This is a genomic window from Pedobacter sp. MC2016-24 (assembly GCF_015223055.1).
GTDB lineage: Bacteria > Bacteroidota > Bacteroidia > Sphingobacteriales > Sphingobacteriaceae > Pedobacter.
Genome location: NZ_JADFBX010000009.1, coordinates 81,081 through 100,096, shown reverse-complemented (window position 1 = coordinate 100,096; position 19,016 = coordinate 81,081). Strand labels below are relative to the sequence as shown.

General features: G+C 37.5%; 15 protein-coding genes. 11 read left to right on the top strand and 4 right to left on the bottom strand.

Annotated elements, in window-relative coordinates:
* Positions 1-196 precede the first annotated feature (196 nt).
* Entirely contained in the window at positions 197-469 is a 273-nt protein-coding gene (locus IM797_RS19380; RefSeq protein ID WP_228098963.1) for a helix-turn-helix domain-containing protein, read from the top strand.
* A gap of 310 nt (positions 470-779) precedes the next feature.
* On the top strand, positions 780-1,343 hold the full coding sequence (locus tag IM797_RS19375; RefSeq protein ID WP_194128829.1) for a putative glycolipid-binding domain-containing protein: 564 nt from the start codon (positions 780-782) through the stop codon (positions 1,341-1,343).
* A gap of 35 nt (positions 1,344-1,378) precedes the next feature.
* Here the strand turns inward: IM797_RS19375 and IM797_RS19370 are convergent, their stop codons facing one another.
* On the bottom strand, positions 1,379-1,771 hold the full coding sequence (locus IM797_RS19370) for a response regulator transcription factor (RefSeq protein ID WP_194128828.1): 393 nt from the start codon (positions 1,769-1,771) through the stop codon (positions 1,379-1,381).
* A 407-nt stretch (positions 1,772-2,178) separates the two neighbouring features.
* On the opposite strand from IM797_RS19370, the gene IM797_RS19365 reads away from it, so the two are divergent.
* From IM797_RS19365 to IM797_RS19355, 3 genes are all read left to right on the top strand, one after another.
* A complete protein-coding gene (locus IM797_RS19365) occupies positions 2,179-2,805 on the top strand; it encodes a PAS domain-containing protein (protein WP_194128827.1) in 627 nt (208 codons plus the stop codon).
* Between the two features lie 379 nt (positions 2,806-3,184).
* Complete coding sequence (locus IM797_RS19360; protein WP_194128826.1) at positions 3,185-4,021, top strand: hypothetical protein; 837 nt, start codon at positions 3,185-3,187, stop codon at positions 4,019-4,021.
* Between the two features lie 339 nt (positions 4,022-4,360).
* Positions 4,361-5,020 (top strand): hypothetical protein, encoded by a 660-nt coding sequence (locus tag IM797_RS19355; protein ID WP_194128825.1) that lies wholly within the window; start codon positions 4,361-4,363, stop codon positions 5,018-5,020.
* Between the two features lie 440 nt (positions 5,021-5,460).
* Here IM797_RS19355 and IM797_RS19350 read toward each other — a convergent pair whose 3' ends face one another.
* Positions 5,461-6,774, bottom strand: a complete 1,314-nt coding sequence (locus IM797_RS19350; RefSeq protein ID WP_194128824.1) for a hypothetical protein — start codon at positions 6,772-6,774, stop codon at positions 5,461-5,463.
* Between the two features lie 765 nt (positions 6,775-7,539).
* On the opposite strand from IM797_RS19350, the gene IM797_RS19345 reads away from it, so the two are divergent.
* Genes IM797_RS19345 through IM797_RS19335 form a run of 3 tightly spaced genes read left to right on the top strand, consistent with a single transcriptional unit; the run spans position 7,540 to position 12,139 of the window.
* Positions 7,540-9,615, top strand: coding sequence for a GNAT family N-acetyltransferase (locus IM797_RS19345; protein ID WP_194128823.1), 2,076 nt, complete (start codon positions 7,540-7,542; stop codon positions 9,613-9,615).
* A complete protein-coding gene (locus IM797_RS19340) occupies positions 9,612-10,040 on the top strand; it encodes an ASCH domain-containing protein (protein WP_194128822.1) in 429 nt (142 codons plus the stop codon). The genes IM797_RS19345 and IM797_RS19340 overlap by 4 nt, the downstream gene beginning before the upstream one ends.
* 29 nt (positions 10,041-10,069) lie before the next feature.
* Positions 10,070-12,139, top strand: a complete 2,070-nt coding sequence (locus tag IM797_RS19335; protein ID WP_194128821.1) for an NACHT domain-containing NTPase — start codon at positions 10,070-10,072, stop codon at positions 12,137-12,139.
* Positions 12,140-12,650: 511 nt separating this feature from the next.
* Here the strand turns inward: IM797_RS19335 and IM797_RS19330 are convergent.
* Together IM797_RS19330 and IM797_RS19325 are read right to left on the bottom strand one after the other, a co-directional pair.
* Positions 12,651-13,337, bottom strand: coding sequence for a SatD family protein (locus IM797_RS19330; RefSeq protein ID WP_194128820.1), 687 nt, complete (start codon positions 13,335-13,337; stop codon positions 12,651-12,653).
* A gap of 804 nt (positions 13,338-14,141) precedes the next feature.
* Positions 14,142-14,357 (bottom strand): hypothetical protein, encoded by a 216-nt coding sequence (locus IM797_RS19325; protein WP_194128819.1) that lies wholly within the window; start codon positions 14,355-14,357, stop codon positions 14,142-14,144.
* A gap of 524 nt (positions 14,358-14,881) precedes the next feature.
* Here IM797_RS19325 and IM797_RS19320 point away from each other — a divergent pair.
* From IM797_RS19320 to IM797_RS19310, 3 genes are all read left to right on the top strand, one after another.
* Positions 14,882-15,979, top strand: coding sequence for a dsDNA nuclease domain-containing protein (locus IM797_RS19320; protein ID WP_194128818.1), 1,098 nt, complete (start codon positions 14,882-14,884; stop codon positions 15,977-15,979).
* On the top strand, positions 15,976-17,712 hold the full coding sequence (locus IM797_RS19315; protein ID WP_194128817.1) for a hypothetical protein: 1,737 nt from the start codon (positions 15,976-15,978) through the stop codon (positions 17,710-17,712). The genes IM797_RS19320 and IM797_RS19315 overlap by 4 nt, the downstream gene beginning before the upstream one ends.
* A gap of 126 nt (positions 17,713-17,838) precedes the next feature.
* Complete coding sequence (locus IM797_RS19310) at positions 17,839-18,966, top strand: hypothetical protein (RefSeq protein WP_194128816.1); 1,128 nt, start codon at positions 17,839-17,841, stop codon at positions 18,964-18,966.
* Positions 18,967-19,016: the final 50 nt, after the last annotated feature.

Sequence of the window (19,016 nt, the reverse complement as noted above, 5' to 3'; positions counted from 1 at the left end):
ACATTCTTAAAGTTGTTTAACTTTAGGAAATAACAAATCAACAAGAACAAAGACATTCAATTGATTGAATTTTAAAAGACAAGCCAGGAGGACTTCAACTTTGCTTTCACTATACACCCCTTATTCTCTACAAAGAACTACGAAAGTGTGTAATACAGCGCATCAAAATAGCTATCACCAATGTAATATTTAAATTATGTTACAAAACGAACTCAACTATTTGAGTCCGCTGCATGGCCATGTTTGCTTAGCGGATCATCGTATCAAGAGTCAGGCATTAGTCTTGAAGATTAAAATACTCAGAAAGCAACACAGAATCTCCCAGGCAACCATAGCTGAGAAACTCGGCATTGCACAGAATGCTTTCAGCAAAATCGAACTCGGCAAATCGGACCTGACCGTTGCGCGACTCTATAAAATAGCAGAAATCCTCAAATTTGATCTTCTGGAAGTCCTTAGATCAATATAATACAACACGATGAAGACGAATGGGGTGCCCAAAACTTGTAGAGTCTTTTTACGCAAAGCCTCAAGTCGTCTCACAATCGACTTTGTATCAGAAAGGTTACCCAGCAAGAGTTGAATTTATTTTCTATCAACACGAATGATCTAATTCAATAAACTTACATTTTACAGTATTTAAGCAAATAAAAAACTAAGAAAGCCTCAATATACCATTGAAAAGAAATTTACCCGATAAGACAAAACGTTTAAAGAAATCACAAAACTGTTAAACAAAGATTAAAGATCAAACGTTTTAGATGCAGTAAACGATACATATGAAAGCATTCTGTTGCGAATGTTCGGTGTGGAGGGGATTCGACACCTTAGAAGCATTCAATTTTGAAAGAACAAGTACACGCGTGTTCATGGGCGGACTGGTTACTTACCGTAAAAACGTTAAGTCGGCAATTAGATACAAATTGACATTTACAGAAAATTGGCATCTAATTGACGTCAGCCTGGATTCTCCTGACGATCCTTCAAAACATATCATGATATCCAAAAATAAAGCAGGAAACTGGTATAACGAATACAAACACCGATTGAGCGAACTTGATGGCTGCGAATTTGTAGACCTGCCCTTTAGCCCATCCACGAAGTCCATTCCACATTTGGCTGATGATCTAACTGACCGGGTTATAAAAGTGGCCAGATTTAACACAGACGAATTTAGATTTGAAAGCAATAGTTACATTTACACGGTTGAAGATTCAACGAAATTAAAGGCATACTGCATCGAGACGGGCAAAACAGACTATTTATTACGTGAAAATGACGGGCATTTTTATAACATCCCCAATCATTTCAAAACATTATACTTCGAAAAGCATGGTAGATGATCCATTAACCTTTAAGAAGATTGCTTTCTAGCAGACTAATGTGGCTGTATATGTGATTCTACTTTTAAAAGTAACTCCTCAAGATCAAAAGGTTTGGCAATAAACCCGTCTGCAATTTCAAAGAAATCATCAGTGTAAATCCCAGCACTCATGATAAGCACAGGCACATTGTACGTAACCAAGTCGGCTTTCAGCATTTTACATACATCTAAACCGTAACCATCAGGGAGCCGCATATCCAATAAAAACAGATCGGTTTGTGAATTAAGCAAACGAGTGTTAAAGTCTAGGATACTATTGTAACTATCCAAATGATAACCCTCTTCAGCTAAAAAGTACTGAAGAATATCGGCAATATCCTTGTCATCCTCCAGTAAACAGATGTTACCTCGTACGGATGACTCTCTAAGATTTTCTTTTTCATGCATGGTATAAAATTTTTGTTCCAATGCGAAAATTTGGTAGGCATGGATAACATTGAATTAAAATCGCGGCATTTAAGTGTTAAAAAAAGGCCTCTTAGATTATCAGTCGAGGATTTATACTTGAAAAAGGTAAGTTCTACGTAAATGAGTTAATTTGCCAGCTACTTTTGAACACCAAATTTAAGTTATTTTATCAAAAAATTACGTAGATAGCATTACATGATAAAAAATTGACTATATTAAATCGGGAGGAATCAAGATATGCATTACAGGGAACTAGAACGATTACAGGCAGTTGACCGGTTTCTAAAACTTAAAATCAGTAAAGAAAATGACTTAAAAAATATTGCAAGTTTCGCCGCTGAAATCTGCCAGACGCCGGTAGCCACATTCTGGAATTCGATTACAGCTTGGACGTCCTCAAAAATCAGTACCTGGAGGCAAAGAAGAACGAGATCACGCTAAGATCACTTTTCGAAAGTGCCCAATCCTGCCAGTTATTAATCAGCAAGGAACTGAATATCCTTTTCTGCAACAAATATCTAGCAGATTTCATGCGTGCAAACCACGGATTGGAGATCCAGATCGGAAGCCCGGTAGTGGACTTCATTGGCGAACCTTACATGGAGCATTTCTTAAGTAACTTCACAGCAGCACTTGAGGGAAAGAGCATCATGCTTGAACAGGAGCTTAGTCATGGCGATCAGCAGATTTGGTGGCAGTTCAATTATAACCCTGCTTATGATAACGGTGGAAATATCATAGGAATCTCCTACAATGCGACAGATATTACATCATTAAAAAAGTCTCAACAGTTGACTCAGGAACGCGATCGCGCTCTGGATCATATTGCCTTGGTCCAGTCTCATGAAATCCGAAGACCTGTTTCTTCAATCATAGGCATTACTGAATTATTGAAGGAACATACCTATACGAAGGAAATGGAAGAAGTCCACATACTTGAGCTTGCTGTGGGAGAACTTGATCAGACCATTCGCAAAATCGTAAATGAAGCCAGCATTCAGATTCAAACGTAGGATTAACCGATAAAAACCTAAAACCTATATGACATGAAAATCGGAATAAATACAGAAACTATAGAAGGATGACAATAGAGCTGATCTTATACATTGGCAGATAATTAAAAAGGTTTAAAGCCATTTGAATCAATTGATTTAAACTTCTCTGAGAGTATAAATAGCATATTGGATATTGAAAAAAAAGCACCTCCAAACATGCTGTTATATCCTTCCATAAGTTCCAAAATATTGTCATCTATATAATTTCACATTTTTGTGTTTACGAAAATGCACTTATCTGATTAGCATTGTCAGATCCGATTTTCCAGATGACTGATTTTTTCCAAAAACTTCCCCTGCTCCAGGATTGTTACTGTTCTGAAAAACCACTTCAGCTTTGAAAAACGCCAGATTTAACACGCTTATCAAATCCGCTATAATCATGCTATTCGTCATAGCGGGAAGCTTCAAGTTCCACAGCGATATTTTTGAACCTGCAAGATTACGTTTAATCTCAGAATCCGGGTTGCCGCTCTCCGAAATCGTACTCAGCGTCTGGTGGCTTTTTTTGCTGCTAATTGTTTATGACATCCTCTTTCAAAAAAAACTCAGCCTGTTTGTCGCACCAGCCATCCATTTTTTCACCTTCTTCACTGCAAACGATGCACTCTGGGCATCCCAGTTGGTATGGAACAAAAACCACCTGCTGATCGCCTCCTGCTTGGTAATATACCTGGCGGCGATATTTTGGGTTGTATACATAACCGATCGGAACTTCACCTGGCTTTTTAAGAACAAGAAAAACCCAAATCCCAGGAATGCCGCCTATGAGTGGAAGGCTTTGAGCGGATGGAACAAAGCATGGCTACTGATTGGAATTGTTGGCTTATCCTTAATAACTATGTACGTGCCCTACCAGGTATTGGTGTGTACTGGTTACCTGATGGCAAAGGATAACCAGACCATAACAGCTAAGATAACAGGCAGTGGCAGTATTCGAGGTAAATATTTCTACCACCGCTATTGGACAATCGAGCTGGACAGATCCAACGAACAATTCTGGGTCTATTCCGCTGCAAAAACACAACCAGTGCAGTCACATACCTGCTCAACCTCTCCCGATGCGCCAGCAGGTTCAACTCTGGTGCTTCAGGTTCGCAAGGGGCCTTTCGGCCTCAGCTATGACCGGATATTGAAAATTATGGACGAAAGCGGTAAGGTAAGTTGTGAATAAAATTCCGCTAACCTCATACATATGATATAGATTGTTCGTCCATTCAAAAGTCGAGCGTCAAGCTGACAGTCCGCTGTAGTAACAATGCTAAAATAAACGAAGAGAAATAGTCACCTCAACCAATGGCTTCTTGTATATCTGGTGATTGATTCCTTTTTACATCCTGGTTATAAAAGCAAGCCTTATAAAAAGATCCATGTAAACTGTGGTTTGTGTAAATTCAAACATAACTACTTCTCTCCTATTCTGATGTTCAAACCAAATGAAGTGAAAATGGTTATGGATATAGCTATGCGCTATGGAAACTTAATAATTTTGCACTCGGATTGAAATTATTTTATGAAAATATACATTTTGATATTAACCCTTTCTTGGATTTACAGTACGTCATATGCGCAATTGATCACTATCTATGATAATGACGGCTATACAAATGTTCGTAAAAAGCCCTCCATCGAATCGACTATCATTGGAAAAGTGATTGAGGGACAAGTTCTCAGTATTAGTCCAAGTGACGATGAAAATGGCAATCTCGGATGGAGCAATGTTTGGTTTCAGGAAAAACCATTAGATAAGCACCTCCACTATTTAAAATCGGAAAGGGTTACCGCCAGCGGCTATATACACAAGAGTCGAATCAGCTATCTGAGTGAACTACCGGAAGTAACACCGGTTCACGCAAACGCTAATAAATTGATTTTTAAAGATGAGCAATCAGCTATTACGTTTGAAGTGAGGCCGGCTCAACAATCGAATGAGGGTTATGCTGACTTATATTTAATTAGCATTAAAAATTCATCTGGGACTTATAATTTACCAATGGAAGCGATGGCTGGATTGAGAGATATCCATATTGAGCAGGTAAAGGTTTATCGAGGCAAAAAAAAGGAAAAGTTCATTACCGCTACTGGTGCAGATGGTTCTGATAGCTACGAAATCGCATGGTGCCTAAAAAATAATAAACTATTTTCGATGACAGTAATGCAAACCATACCATAATGCACAGTCAGGATATTTTTGATTCAAGGATGTCGAGGAGCTGTGTCTGCATCTAGCTTAATGGCTTAATTATCCGAATAAAGTCATTCCTGAATTGAAGCTCAATGCTGGAAAAACTCGAATCGGGATCTAAATAAGTCCAAGTGAAGAAAATCGAGCATGAGCTTTCGGAATTTTTCGACGAGTTCAGTGGGTACATTGATTTGCTTCGAACCCTAATGTGATTATACTCGTCCTTTGCTAAAATATGACAAACTAAGGTAAATCGATTCCCGTTTGCCAAAAAACTGAAACATTCTTGCTTTCTTGAATGCGCAAGATAAAGGTATGGGTTATGATCCTGCAATTGCCTTGCGAGCAGAGAAAAGGGATACTTGCTTTAGGATCCGACCTTGCTGCCGGCAGCACTTCATGCATGAGATACTAAGCCGCCTATCTTGCTAATTGTTGCTCATCTGTTTGCGTTTTTTCCGCGCGAGGACCGGTGCTAACGATTTCAGTTCCCTCTCCTCCAATGCACTAAAATCAACCCAAACGTTGGCGTCTTGCCTATTTCGATATATTTTCCCATCATGTAAAAGATCCTCTATGCTGGCTTTGCCTACAAGAAAGTCTCTGATATCATCACCCTGGATCCATACCTGATAAGCGTTGCCGCCTTCTTGCGTCACCTCTTCAAGCAGGAAAGATCTGTATCTGTGAGAAAAGAAGGGATGAGCCAGTACACATATCATGATCAAAGCTTTCAACTGCTCCAGCAACTCGTCTTCGGTAGTCTTATTTTTTGTTATTACCGGCACACGGATAATGAAAATACCCTCTTTATTATTCAAAATAACGCTCCCTTCCTTTAGCTTACCTGCGCCTGCATCAACAAACTTCTTAAGGAAATAATCAATTTTATCCTGATCCTTCAATTTAGTGCTTTCCCATACCACCAAGTATTTTGCTTCCTCTTCTTTCTTCCATCTCTCATACAGTTTTGTCGGTTGGAGAATTCGCATGAACGCACTTTTAATTCGCTCATCGCTGAAAATATCATCACTTGTGTCTAATGCAAATATTTCGATAGCGGCGTTCATCGCTACAATAAAGTCGAGCATCGAACGCAATTTGCCCCAAAGCTCGCCATTGGAGATTTTTACAACCTTTACTATTTCAGGATTTTCACTTCGTTGAATTTTCCGGAAGACAACCTGCTCTTCTTCATAAACTATACTATGCGTACCGGCATGTGATACCGCATTTCTGATCAGCGGTAAATAACCTTCTAAAATTGACGGTTTCTTTAATTTAGACTTTGCAAAATTCCATTTTTGAGACTCTGACATCGACAGGTTTGCATTGGTAAAATTTGTAAAGCTACCTTCGCGCATCTTCAGACAGCCAACAATGATGGCAAGGGCCGGATCATAAAGTTCCGATACTATGCTGCGATATACATTAATCACCCTTATTTGCCACCTTTTATCTTTTGCTTCTTCTGAATCCTTGAGAAGTTTGTCCATATCTTCAAGGATCAGGTCGCGATGGTCATAGGTGTTTCTTAATACACGCTGGTTTTCATAAAATATTTCGGTAAGGAATATGGTTTTGTCTATGCTGTAGCAACTGTGGAATAATTGTAACAGATCATCGATCTTAGACGCTCCCTTTTCGGGATCATTAAAGTAGAACTCCGCTTCCCCCTTTACAGTATCCAATACTTCTATATTTTTCTTTCTGGTTATTTTAAGGAATTTTCTGTAATCCATGACAAATGCTGCTTACTACAAAGATACATTTCAACGTGCGCAACCTAACTGCGTAATTATTTTTTGAAAAAATTTTCCTCCTGCATATCACTTTCACAGACAGTGTTTGTTTATTAATAGCTTATGACATTAAAATAAAATGTATCCATAAACTAATTAAGGCCGTATTTTTTTTTGGGATTATGTAGGATTAAATGAAAGTCTAACGAAACATAAAAAAGAATCCTTTGTGAAGGTCATCAATTCTTGTGCTGGAGAAATGCCAAATACTCCTAAGGTTAAGGCAAAATATATCGGTTTTTTAATTTCGCTAAAGTTTTTTACCTAGAACTTTTAATACTATTAAAATTAGCTAAACATGAGCCCCATTAATTTAGAGGCGAATTAGCCATTTAAGATTAAAAATTCTTTTGGGATATCATTGATATCGTCCACTAAGACAAGTCTTGGGTCCCAGCAAAAATACATCACTAAATCCACCGACATACCTTTCCTCAATCCAAGGCCAGTTGCATTAGTACTTAAGGCAGCTACATAATTCTTACTGATAGATAAGCAATAGATTACCGGAATTTCGTTAGCGGAGGTGGATTGTTTTGACATGAATGTTTTAATAACTAATGAATGTTCTACCGCAAAAATACTAATATTTTTAGTAGTGTAGATATTTACCTATATAATTTTGATACAATCTATTAATTACTCATATTTAGCTACATATCATAATTTAAATTAAACGCGATAAAATTCGCAGAAACTTGCCAAATGCCTCTTGAAATAAATTTTGCTAAGCCTAAAGACCTCGATCTAATAATTCATCTTTGGGGTTTAAACCGATCAACGTTAGGACTTATGCCTAAAGATGCGTTTATTGATCATATCAAGAAGGGATGGATATTGGTTGCACATAAAGATTCCAATTTAATCGGCTACCTCCAATTTCGTCACACAGCACGTACCCAAACACTCTCTATCGTGCATCTATGTGTCGATCAGGCTAACCGGGGGCAGAAAGTGGCAGAGAGACTGATTGATCATTTAACAAACAAATTTCATAGCAAATCAAGAGGTATCAAGCTTAATTGTCGCAGTGATTACGCTGAGGCAAATAAGTTTTGGGCAAAGTATGGCTTTCAGCCTAAGGGCCAGCTACCAAGCCGTGGCACGAACCCAGCTATCCATCTTGTCGTATGGTGGTACAACTTTGGTCGTCAAGATTTATTTTCTATACAACATAACGATAAGACAAAGGCAGTTATTGATTTCAACATCATTGCAAAAATGATGCATATCGAAATTACAGACAGTGCAAAGGAAGAAATTGCTCAGTTGCAAAGTGACTGGCTGGTAACTGAAGTCGAATATTACCATACCTCGGAAACAGTAAACGAAATTCATCGCGATGGAGATCCAAAGCGACGCATCCAAAGCCGAACATTTATCAAAAATTACCCAGAGCTAAATGTAGACAAATTCAGTGTCAAAGCTGTTGAACTAGAACTACTCGAAATCCTCCCCGGTTTAACAGATAACGCCATTTCTGACCGGCGACAGCTCGCGGAAACGATTATATCGGGATTTCCTTACTTTGTAACATTAGATGAGGGCATCCTAAAACAGGGTTTGAAAATAAGGCACAAATATCAATTAAAGGTAGTAAGACCATCCACATTAATAACAGAAATTGATATGTCTGTAAATGCGGCAGACTATAACCCAAGTAAGCTGTCTGGTAATAGTTTTTTTGTTTCCAAGCTGACGGCGATGGAGAAATCTTTGTTGCCTGAACTTTTTCTTGATAATGGTAAAGGTGAGAAGAAAAGCACCTTTAATGAGTTGATACAGGAATTGATCGTACGCCCGACAGCCTCCATTAAGATTGTAAAGGAAAACGATTCAATAGTTGCGGCATTTGGCTACGATTTGTATGAGGATACCCTTGGAGTGCCGCTGTTGCGTACAAAACAGTATCCGCTCAGAAAAACACTATTTATTCAGAATGTTACGGATTTAATAAAAGAAGCAATTTCACATAAAAAACATTTCATAATTATAAGTGACCCCTACCTTACTGATCTCGAACAGCAATTTTTGTTGAGTCATGGTTTTTTTAATACTACAAATGGATTTATAAGAGGAACTTGTGACGGAATATATCAAACCAAAGATTTAAAATTCTCGCTTTCATCAATTACAAGTCGCATCTCGGAGATCAGTGCATTAGTGGATGCAGTGTCTGATACCGAAACAGCACAACACTTGTATGCGTTACAATTGGAAAAGGTACTCTGGCCTATGAAGGTTGCTGATGCGAATATACCATGCTTTATCATTCCAATTAAGCCTAATTTCGCAAAACAGCTGTTCGACACAAATACTGCTAAGACGGAATTATTTGGAGTAACACCACAACTGATATGGAGTAAAGAAAATGTTTACTACCGCCACGTCGCACCTAACGTTGAAGATGCGCCAGCCCGGATTCTTTGGTATGCTAGCGCAGATCCTAAGTCACCTAGGCAAAAAGCTATAGTCGCGTCATCTTTTTTGAACGAAATTAATATTGGCCCAGCCAAAGAGCTTTATAGAAAACATCAAAAGTTTGGAATCTACGAGTGGAGCCGGGACATTGCCAAACTGGTAAAAGGTGATGCTTTTCAAAAGATCAAGGCCCTTCGATTTAGTGACTCAGAATCTTTCTCAAATACAATTTCGTTGAGGAAGGTGAAGTCTATATTATCAAAGCATGCTGAATCAGACAATAACTTTCAGTCGCCTCTCCGAATTAAAAACGCTACTTTTATGGAAATTTATAAACTTGGAACTGGGGGTACACTATGAGCAATCTAATATTGATTTCGGTTAAAGAAAAGTATGTCGCAGAAATGCTTACTGGAAGGAAGACTATCGAACTTCGAAAAGCAAAACCAAAAGCATATCCTGGGGACACCTTGATTATTTATACTACTCAACCACGAAAAGCAATTACTGCTGTTGCTCTTGTAAAAAACATCATCACCTGTCCTCCAGCAGAAATGTGGGAGAAATATAATGCGAAACTAGGTATTGACAAAGCATCGTTCGATAATTACTATGGCGGAGTGAATAAGGCAATAGGTATAGAAATGACGGAGATTTCAGCCTTGAACGCGGAGATATTGTTAAGCGCAATCAAAACCATTCAACCGAATTTTACTCCGCCACAGACTTTTAAATATCTCAACAAATTCGCCACCTTACGTGATTTTGGGCATTTATTGTCTTAAAATTTCGTCTAAGCACCTAAGAATACAAAATGGCTAAAGCATCATCAATTCTTCCTGAAGATTCAAATAAATTTATAGAGACACTTGCCGAAGAAGGGGGCAAATCACTATTTCAACTAACCTGGTCTTTGATAACAAAATACGGAAAGAAAGCTGTTGATCGTACGAAGGCCATTGCTGCTCTTGAGCGATATGCCGAGAACTATACCCGTAGACATGGCGAAATTAAAGTACTGAACATGTCTTCCCCGATACCGTTGAAAGAAATCTATACCAAAGTGAGGCTTGTTCATACGCACAAAGAATATTTTGACGAAAACATTGAAGACCTTGAGAGAGCTTTTCGTGAAAGAAAAGAGAGATACCGCAATTCTCTCGACGTATCAACGGTGATTAATGAACATCAAAGATTGAATGTATTGGGCGGACCAGGAGCTGGAAAGTCAACCCTTTTAAAGAGAGTAGGACTTTATCTTCTAGCTGAAGATCAAAGTAACGAGTTTCAGTTAGACAATCAGCACATTCCGGTGTTAATTGAGCTTAAGCAATTTAAAGTTGGTAATCCAGTTGACATTGCCAAAGCGATACAAAACGAATTCGAAATAGCTGGCTTCCCTGAGAGTGAAGACTTTCTGAAAGATGCTTTAGGGGAAGGAAAACTTCTGATCTTATTGGATGGTCTTGATGAGGTTCCTAAAGCACTGCTGGACGAAGCGATCTCAGCCATTAAAAATTTTGTGGATCGGTACCCGACAAATCGTTACATCACTTCCTGTAGGACCGCCTATTATAAAAATTACTTAATAGGGTTCAATGATATTGAAGTTTCCAGTTTTGATGATAGACAAATTCGTGCATTCGTTTCAAATTGGTTCAATGCAGAACGAGATGCACACTCCAGTACTTCGGACCGTCTATGCGAACTATTATTTGATACTGCTCATAAGGCAACATTGGAATTGGCAAGAACACCTTTATTATTAACGTTTTTATGCATTGTTTTCGATGCAGGTCAACAATTCCCGGCAAATAGAAGCAGCCTCTACCGTCGCGCTTTGGAGATACTCCTAGAGCGCTGGTCCGCTGAAAAACGAATACATCAAGAAGAAATTTATCAAAATCTCAACACGGATATAGAAACCAAAATGCTCGCTGAAATCGCGGCCTACTTCTACGAGAAAGATAAAACTTTGTTTCATACTGAGGAGCTAAAATCTAGAATAAGTGTGTTCCTTGAAAATACTCTGGGTGTGAAATTGCCTCATGTATCGGCGATCCTGGATGCTATTGAAGTCCAACAGGGCCTCCTTGTTCAACGAACTTTAGACGTCTATTCTTTTTCGCATTTGACTATTCAAGAATACCTGGTTGCATTTCACTACTGCTCACCGTTGCTGATGCCAAAACTAATCGCAAAGCACTGTTTCGATAAAAAATGGAGAGAGGTATTTATCTTACAGGCGGGGATGTATCATTCTGAAGATATATTGCTTTTGATGAGCAGACATCTTAAAGAATTTGCCTCCAAACATCCTATTTTAAGTGATGCTATTTCGTGGGTAAATCAATCAGTGAAATCAAGTAACACGCCAGAAGGGGCCGGAATACGCCTTCTTTTGTTAAGCTTTTTGATCAGGTATCGAAGAAAAGAGGTTGCTATTAGTTACGGTCAAAATGCTATAGGGGACAAAGTTGAGCGGATCAATAACGCACTGGTTCCAGACTATCTGGAAGTTTTCCCACTGTTCCCTAAGCATTCCGGAAAGCAAAGTGCACCTCTTATCATAGACTCTCTGGTTAAGTTAACTGGCAAATCCACCAAGAAATCAGCTCTATTGAAAGAGGTAAATGAAATCAAACCAGAAAAGTCTTGGGATAACATGATGCCGGGAATGAAACTCTCTTTCAATAAACGAATTCTTGATACTATTTTTAAAAGTTTTGGAGTACCAGAACACTTTGTGAAACCTAATTCAAAATCTTTCGGTAGCGTTGAAAATTACATTGAAGGTATTGCGCTGCTAATGGATTGCAGAGCGGCTGCTCTTCGAATCTCTCCTCCTGTTTGGTCTGAAATCATATCAAACATCGTGCGCTGATTTCGCACACTAATTATGCTGACCTATCAGAGCAACAAATCGTTTTTTAACTCTAAACAATGAGAGTTTTATAAACAAATTTCTTTACTGTTTAATGAAAACTTATGTACTCTATTATTCAATTCCATATTGCACTTATTTCAATCCCTAATTGCAGATTTTATTGAATATCTCAATGGTTTCAAAATTTCGATAGATGTGAGCATAGCTAATTGCAACAAGAACGGAAGATAAATTTCCCAACAGATAGTAATCGTTGAAGTCGTTATGTTCGTCTTTCGCTTCAGTATGTTTTAACCTTGTCGCGAGTTTCAAAGCACTGAAAAATGTTAACGCATGAGGCAGGTCATTAATCAGAGATATGCTAAGAAATATTCTCTCAATTATTCCTTTAAAAATGGATTTGAAATCAAATCCGGTAGCTTTTTTATAGTACACTTGAGCAATGATTGAAAAAATAAGTGCAAGTAATGCTTCTGTGACGATAAAGCCTATTGTAAGTAGAATAAATTTACACATTTTTGTTTTCCCCTATATATTTCATAATATTTTTAACTGACATATAATCTTTGATTCTCATTGTCTTTTCTCTCCTCCACATCAGAGATTTGTCTTTATCTAACTTTTCGGCGACTAATTTATAATCTTTTAGTTGTATAAAGGCACTTATGATCTGATAATCTTTTGCAATTTTCCAATCGTCAATAATACGCTGATATATTGAAAAGATATCAGCCAAAACTTTTGACTTATTATTTTCGTTCAGCTCAATAAAAAACCGGCTATTTGATTGCTTAGATGTGCCTAAGAGATTCCTTGCTGATGTTAGTCCGCTTCCTAGCATTTCGTGGGCACTTTTTTTGTTGATAGGTGTATCAATTTCACCTTCTACAATTACATACCTCAATTTGAAATTTGCTTGTTGCTGAATTATCTCTTCTTCTATTAGTGTAACGACTACAATTGCTGACTTCAGGTCATCTACCACTCCCTGAAACTCATCTCCCAAAGTGATTGTCATTGGTGAGATGATTTCGTTCTTGGCTATTTTGTTTACCTTGTTCACTATCTCTTTGAACTCTTTCATCAGCATTTCCTGATTCTTTTTGCGGCTGTCTATTACGTCCGCCATAAGAATGAAATTGGGTTTCTTTTCCATCATTTTGTGTTTGAATGGCAATTTAATCATTTGTTGCATGAAACATGCAATTAACTCAATTATTGTATATTTCATGCAATACAGACAAACATTGTATAAAATATGCAATAACGACATCAATTAGATCTCCACCTATAATATATACAAGACCATAGTAAGGAAGCCCGCAACGATTTGCCTAGTCCCAATATCGTCAAGCTGAATTGATTCCATTAGTATAGTCTGATTTTGGGTTTTCCTAAAAACCAATTGATCAACTGCTCTGGGAAGAGTTAGCTACCAGATGAAATCGGTGGTGCAGTTGCTTTTCTCTGCACCGAAGAAGGGAAATAGATCAACGGACAGAGCATTTAAGTTACAGGCGGCATGATGTTAAAAAAAATTATGATAGTAAACAATGAACTGAATAGGTACAATTTGAACCTATGGTGCAATACTGCAATCTGGAACCATCTACATGGTTGCATGGATGATCGAATTGCAACCAGCCTTTCGTTATGATGATTATTACTATGACATAAAAGTTGGGGCTTATGGAACCCAACCGGATCAGGTCACTTTAACGCTGATACAGATGAAAAATCAGAATTCGCTCACCTGTGAGTTTGTCTGCAATCCAGACGTGATTACAACCTTTCCGGGTAATAAACTTGTCGCTGTAAGGCTCAGCAATTACCCCGCAATCACAAGCCATGCACTTCAGGATAGAGTCCTGGCAACTTTCTCTAGGGTCAGCATTCATTTGATGGCAGGCTACCCCCTCCTGGTTCCAGAAAGCAAGGCAGTGGATGACCTCCCAAAGCGGTTTCGGAAGTCGCTTTCCCGGTTCAAGGGCACCGATGATCAATTGATCATAAGCCGCCCTGTTTCTGTGCCCCGCGTCAATAATAGATTTTCGAATAGACCTTGTAATTGTTGTTGCAATCGTTGCACCACTGCCGGGCTGTTTGAACGGTAACTGGAACCCGGTCCCCGGTCATCTACATTCAAATAAATTTTCAGTGCATTGTGTTTGACGAATTTGTAAACGTTTGAAAGGTTTTCGAATGGAAATCTCATGAGAAATGGATTTGGTGAAACATTTAATTATATCACGCTAACTTGATGAAGTCAGGAATCAGGTCAAGGTGGAGATCCTGAAATTGCGGTGCATCGCAAGTACCGCGCAGTGATTTGAGGATACGACCCTGTGCCGGCAGGTAGGTAAACATTGTTGGAGTGATCAGGAGTTTTGTGATGTAATTCCATTCTTTTCACAGAAGCACCGGGGAAGCAACAACCTTGGTATTAAAAATACACAATAATAATTCATGTCACAATGTTCATTTATGCACGTTTTAGGCCAAGCGTGATCTTAACATGTCCCATCAAAAAGTAGCTTTCGATATAAATAAGAGCACAAACATAAAAACAGGCAAAGCCTAATCATCATAACTACATTACCGTCATTGACCCGATATTCGTAAAAGAACCTTATATAATTTAACGCATACAGCGAAAATTTATATATTAGTGCATCACATGCTTTTATAAATTAACGATTAAAACTTTCAAAATGACATCAGTCATCTATAATTCTTCTTATGGCAGTTGCTAGCAAAGCGGTAAATGCCGGAGTTAGTACAGCTACCGGGATCGAATTTCAGAAACATTGTGCGCTATATATATTGTTTGAAAACTACGGGAAGCTAGCGGGAAAGAAGTATTTTATCTGCATAGAACATCACGATGATGTAATGTTCTGCCATCAAGGCCCAATGGACGAGCTTACTTTAGTAGAAAGCTATCAAGCAAAAAAGTCATCTGATAAATGGGGAATGAGCGACACTTTTTTTGATATTTTAACAAAAATGGCAAAGGTTGGGTTGGAACTTGAGGAAGACCCAGTTAGTAAATCGCCTACGTATTCGCATTCACTTGAATTCCTTACAAACCATGCAATTAATTTAAATCTGAAGCAAGCTAAGCCAAAACCATCTATTAACGTTTTAATAAATGAAGCAAACTGCAATGTTAAATTCATACATCTTCCCCAAGAAATTCAAGACGAGCTAAACGATAGAATTAAGGATAAAGTGGCCCCAGAAACTAAGCCCCTAGCTCATATTAATCACATATCATTAGCATTTATAGATCTACCCAAAAAACATTCATCTCAATTAAACCAACTAGTAGGTTTTTTTAAAAACAGTGTAAATAAAGATATAGCAGATGCATCGGCTGCTGTTAATCTCTTAATTGATTTATTCCGAAAAGTGGAAACAACTCTAAATAACGGGAACATATCGAAATTGATGGACGAGTCCAAAAGGGTAACGAGTGTAGAAATTGAGAATGCGATATCTATAATCAATAATAATCAGAAAGCTTACAACTTCTGGAGGGTAGAAGGTAAAGAAATATCAAAAAAACTCTCAATTCCGATATTTGAACAACAGTCAATGCAACAAAGCATACAGGATAGCTTTGATTTTTTTAAGGATCTAAAGCAAGCAGAGCACAGAAAAGTACTTAAATTTACCCAAGATAACAAAGACTTGTTTCATTTAGCTATCGATGAAGTGGATTGTATAGAAGAACTTTACAAAATGTTCTTAAAAACATATTCTACACCATTATCAAACAAACATTTAAAAGCTGCAATAGTGGCGGCATATATAGAAACCAGAGAATCATTATGAACAGCACTCTCACTTTTAATTCTCTTTTTATCTATTCAGAGAAAAACAAAAAATACTTTTATGATGATTTTGGAAAAGGTATCAATTTAATATATGGCCCCAATACTTCGGGAAAAAGCACATTAGTGCAATCTTTGATTTATACGTTTGGAATTAATGATGGGAAGGAACATTTGGAAGAGCTTTTATCAATGGATCTTTTCTTCAGATTGGATTGCACTTTCAAAAGGGAAAATATCGATGTCGCTATCCTATTGATTCGCGAAGGTGGTACGCTGTATGTGAAAATTGGCGATATTCCATTAAAGGTGTTCAACGGAATAAATGGAAACAACTCATTTGAGCATGTGAAATTGAAGCATTTTTTTCATGAACTATTTAATTTCAATCTATTCCTGGAATCAAAGGAAGAATATAAAGAAGCTCCGATTGAAGCAGTGTTCCTACCATATTATATTTCGCAATCCGTGGGCTGGGTATATTTAAGGAAGTCATTTAGTAGCCTTGATTTTTTTAGAAATTTCAAAGACGATTACTTGGATTATTATTTGGGTATCGAAACAGCTGTAGATAGAGAAGAGAAGAAAAAACTAGAAGCTGAGGTATTAAAAGCAGAAAAAGAACAGACTTTCTTAACGGAAATTCAAAATAATCACATTCCCCTACAAGTGAGTAAAATGACAGACGAAAGCTTTACAACTCAGTCTTTGCAATACTTGGATGACTACAAAACACTTCAAGATGATGTTGCTCAAAAGGAAAAAGAATATTTATTTAAATCAAACGAACTGAGTTTCCTTAGTGAGAGGAAATCCGTGGTATCAAGAATCAAAAGCAGTCAGATTAAACAGGATCCAGGACAGGGAAGTTGCCCTATGTGTAGCCAATCCCTACCATACAATATGCAACACAACTATACCCATCAGCAGGAACTAAACGACACATTATCTCAATACGAATCAATCAAGACTAAAATTACCTCGGTACAAAGCGAGGTAAATTCGCTGAAAGCAAAAATCGAAAAAATTAAAAAGCAGATCAGTGAAAAATACGAAGTTTTCAAGAGTTATTCAGACCAGGAGATTACACTTGAAAGATGGATAGATAACAAGGCTAACTTACGATTGAACAAAAATATATTAAGTCGACTTGGCCAATTAACCTTAGACTTATCTGTGTTAAGAAAATCGTTAGAGGTCTATAAAACTGACGAGGAAGTAGCTGAGGAGAGAAGCAAGAAAAATTACCTTTTTAAAGATCTATTTGAAGCCAACCTCAAGCAATTGAAAGTAAAGGAATTAAGCGAAGATCGCTACACAACACTTTATAAAATTTCAGCATTTCCCTTCCAAGGAGTTGAATTACATAAAACGATCATGGCCTACCATTTTGCATTTAACTCATTGATAAGTAAAACTAAAGATATCCATAGACTACCATTCATATTGGACGCCGTATTTAAAGAAGATCTAGACGAATTCAACGAGGATTTGTTAATTGAATTTATTTCTAAAAACAGACCAAAGGATACCCAGCTTTTTATGACCATTTCTGAAAAAACCAAAAAAGCAAGTCAGGTTGCTAGGTATCAAAGAGAATTTTTAAATAACGAGGCTAAAACAATCCAAATAGGTAATGGCAGAGATACCAGAACCTTACTTAAGGCTTATAATGGTGAGCAAGATCATCTTTTGAAAGAAACAATGGAGATAATCAATCTTAACTCTGTTTAGTGGTGAATCAATACAGGTGAGAGTAAAATCACAGTAAAGGTTAAAATTCTTGAAATGTCACCGATATTGCGGAAAGATGCCACTTTTGTTAAGCATTACATGAATTTCCACTTAAAATAACCTCTTATGACTTTGATAGCCCAGACGATTCGGGGAAATGTACCGATTATAATCGGAGATATTGTTTTCTCCTCAAAAAATGGAAGCATAGAGAAACCTTATCCAGGATCACTAAATAGTATACATGAACATTTAACGAATCTCGCATTTAAGCCTGATGACTACTTTCAAAAAATTTATGTATTAACGCCAAATCTATGCATCGGTCTGGCGGGGGACGAAATTGAGATGAAATCAATCCTAAAGGAACTAAGAATAAAAGTTCGATATTATGACCAGCTCACTTTTGAAATTCTGAATACACTTTTAAATTCTTATATTCAAGAAAATGAATTTTCTGGTTCAAAGTTCATCGCTTGTTTAATTACCAAAACCAATGATGAATTTGTGGTTAGCACATCTATCTATCCCGCAGACTCATGGAAAGAAGCCAGTTCTGAACTTTTCCAAGAAATAAGAGCTACTGGCTCGGGGGCGAGTGAATTCATATCTTCTGTCCAAAAAAATTATTACTATCAAACCTCGCCTAGTATTGGAAATCTAACAGATGCCTTGCGTGTAAACCTGACGATGCTGACATCAATCTTTACCGAGCAGGTATTAACCCTAAACAATCTAAAAAACTTTTGGGGTGGAGGTTTCGAGATGATATACTTTGATAACAATACATGGCGCAAATTTGAAGAGTTTGCTTATGTAATATTCACAGGAGAAGTTGGCACTGATGGTCAACTACATTTACCCTATCCAAGTATGGTATTCCATTACAAATACCATGGTGAAATATTGATCTATAGCTGTATCCGAATTCACAAGGTGAAAGTAGAATCAAATGAAAATTCCATAGTTTATTTCGCAGAAGAGTGTCACGACAATGCATATGCCGTTCCTCCATTAGATGTTAAATCCCCATTTCCAGAAAAAGACTACAAATTTTCTTTCAATACTAACTCTGTAGCCTGCGGATTCTTTATCGATAATCCTTACGGAGAACCGTTTAGACCAAGCGCACATGTAGAAGGGGATGTAATCAACGTGACCTTCAATGTTAATGATTCGCTGGCCATTACTATAGACAATCGCTTACTTCGGTCATTCGCCGATTCGTTAAAAAGCTTCAATGATAAAGAATAAACAAATTTTGAAATTGATTGTCTATACATCATTGCCAGCTTTAAGCTCAT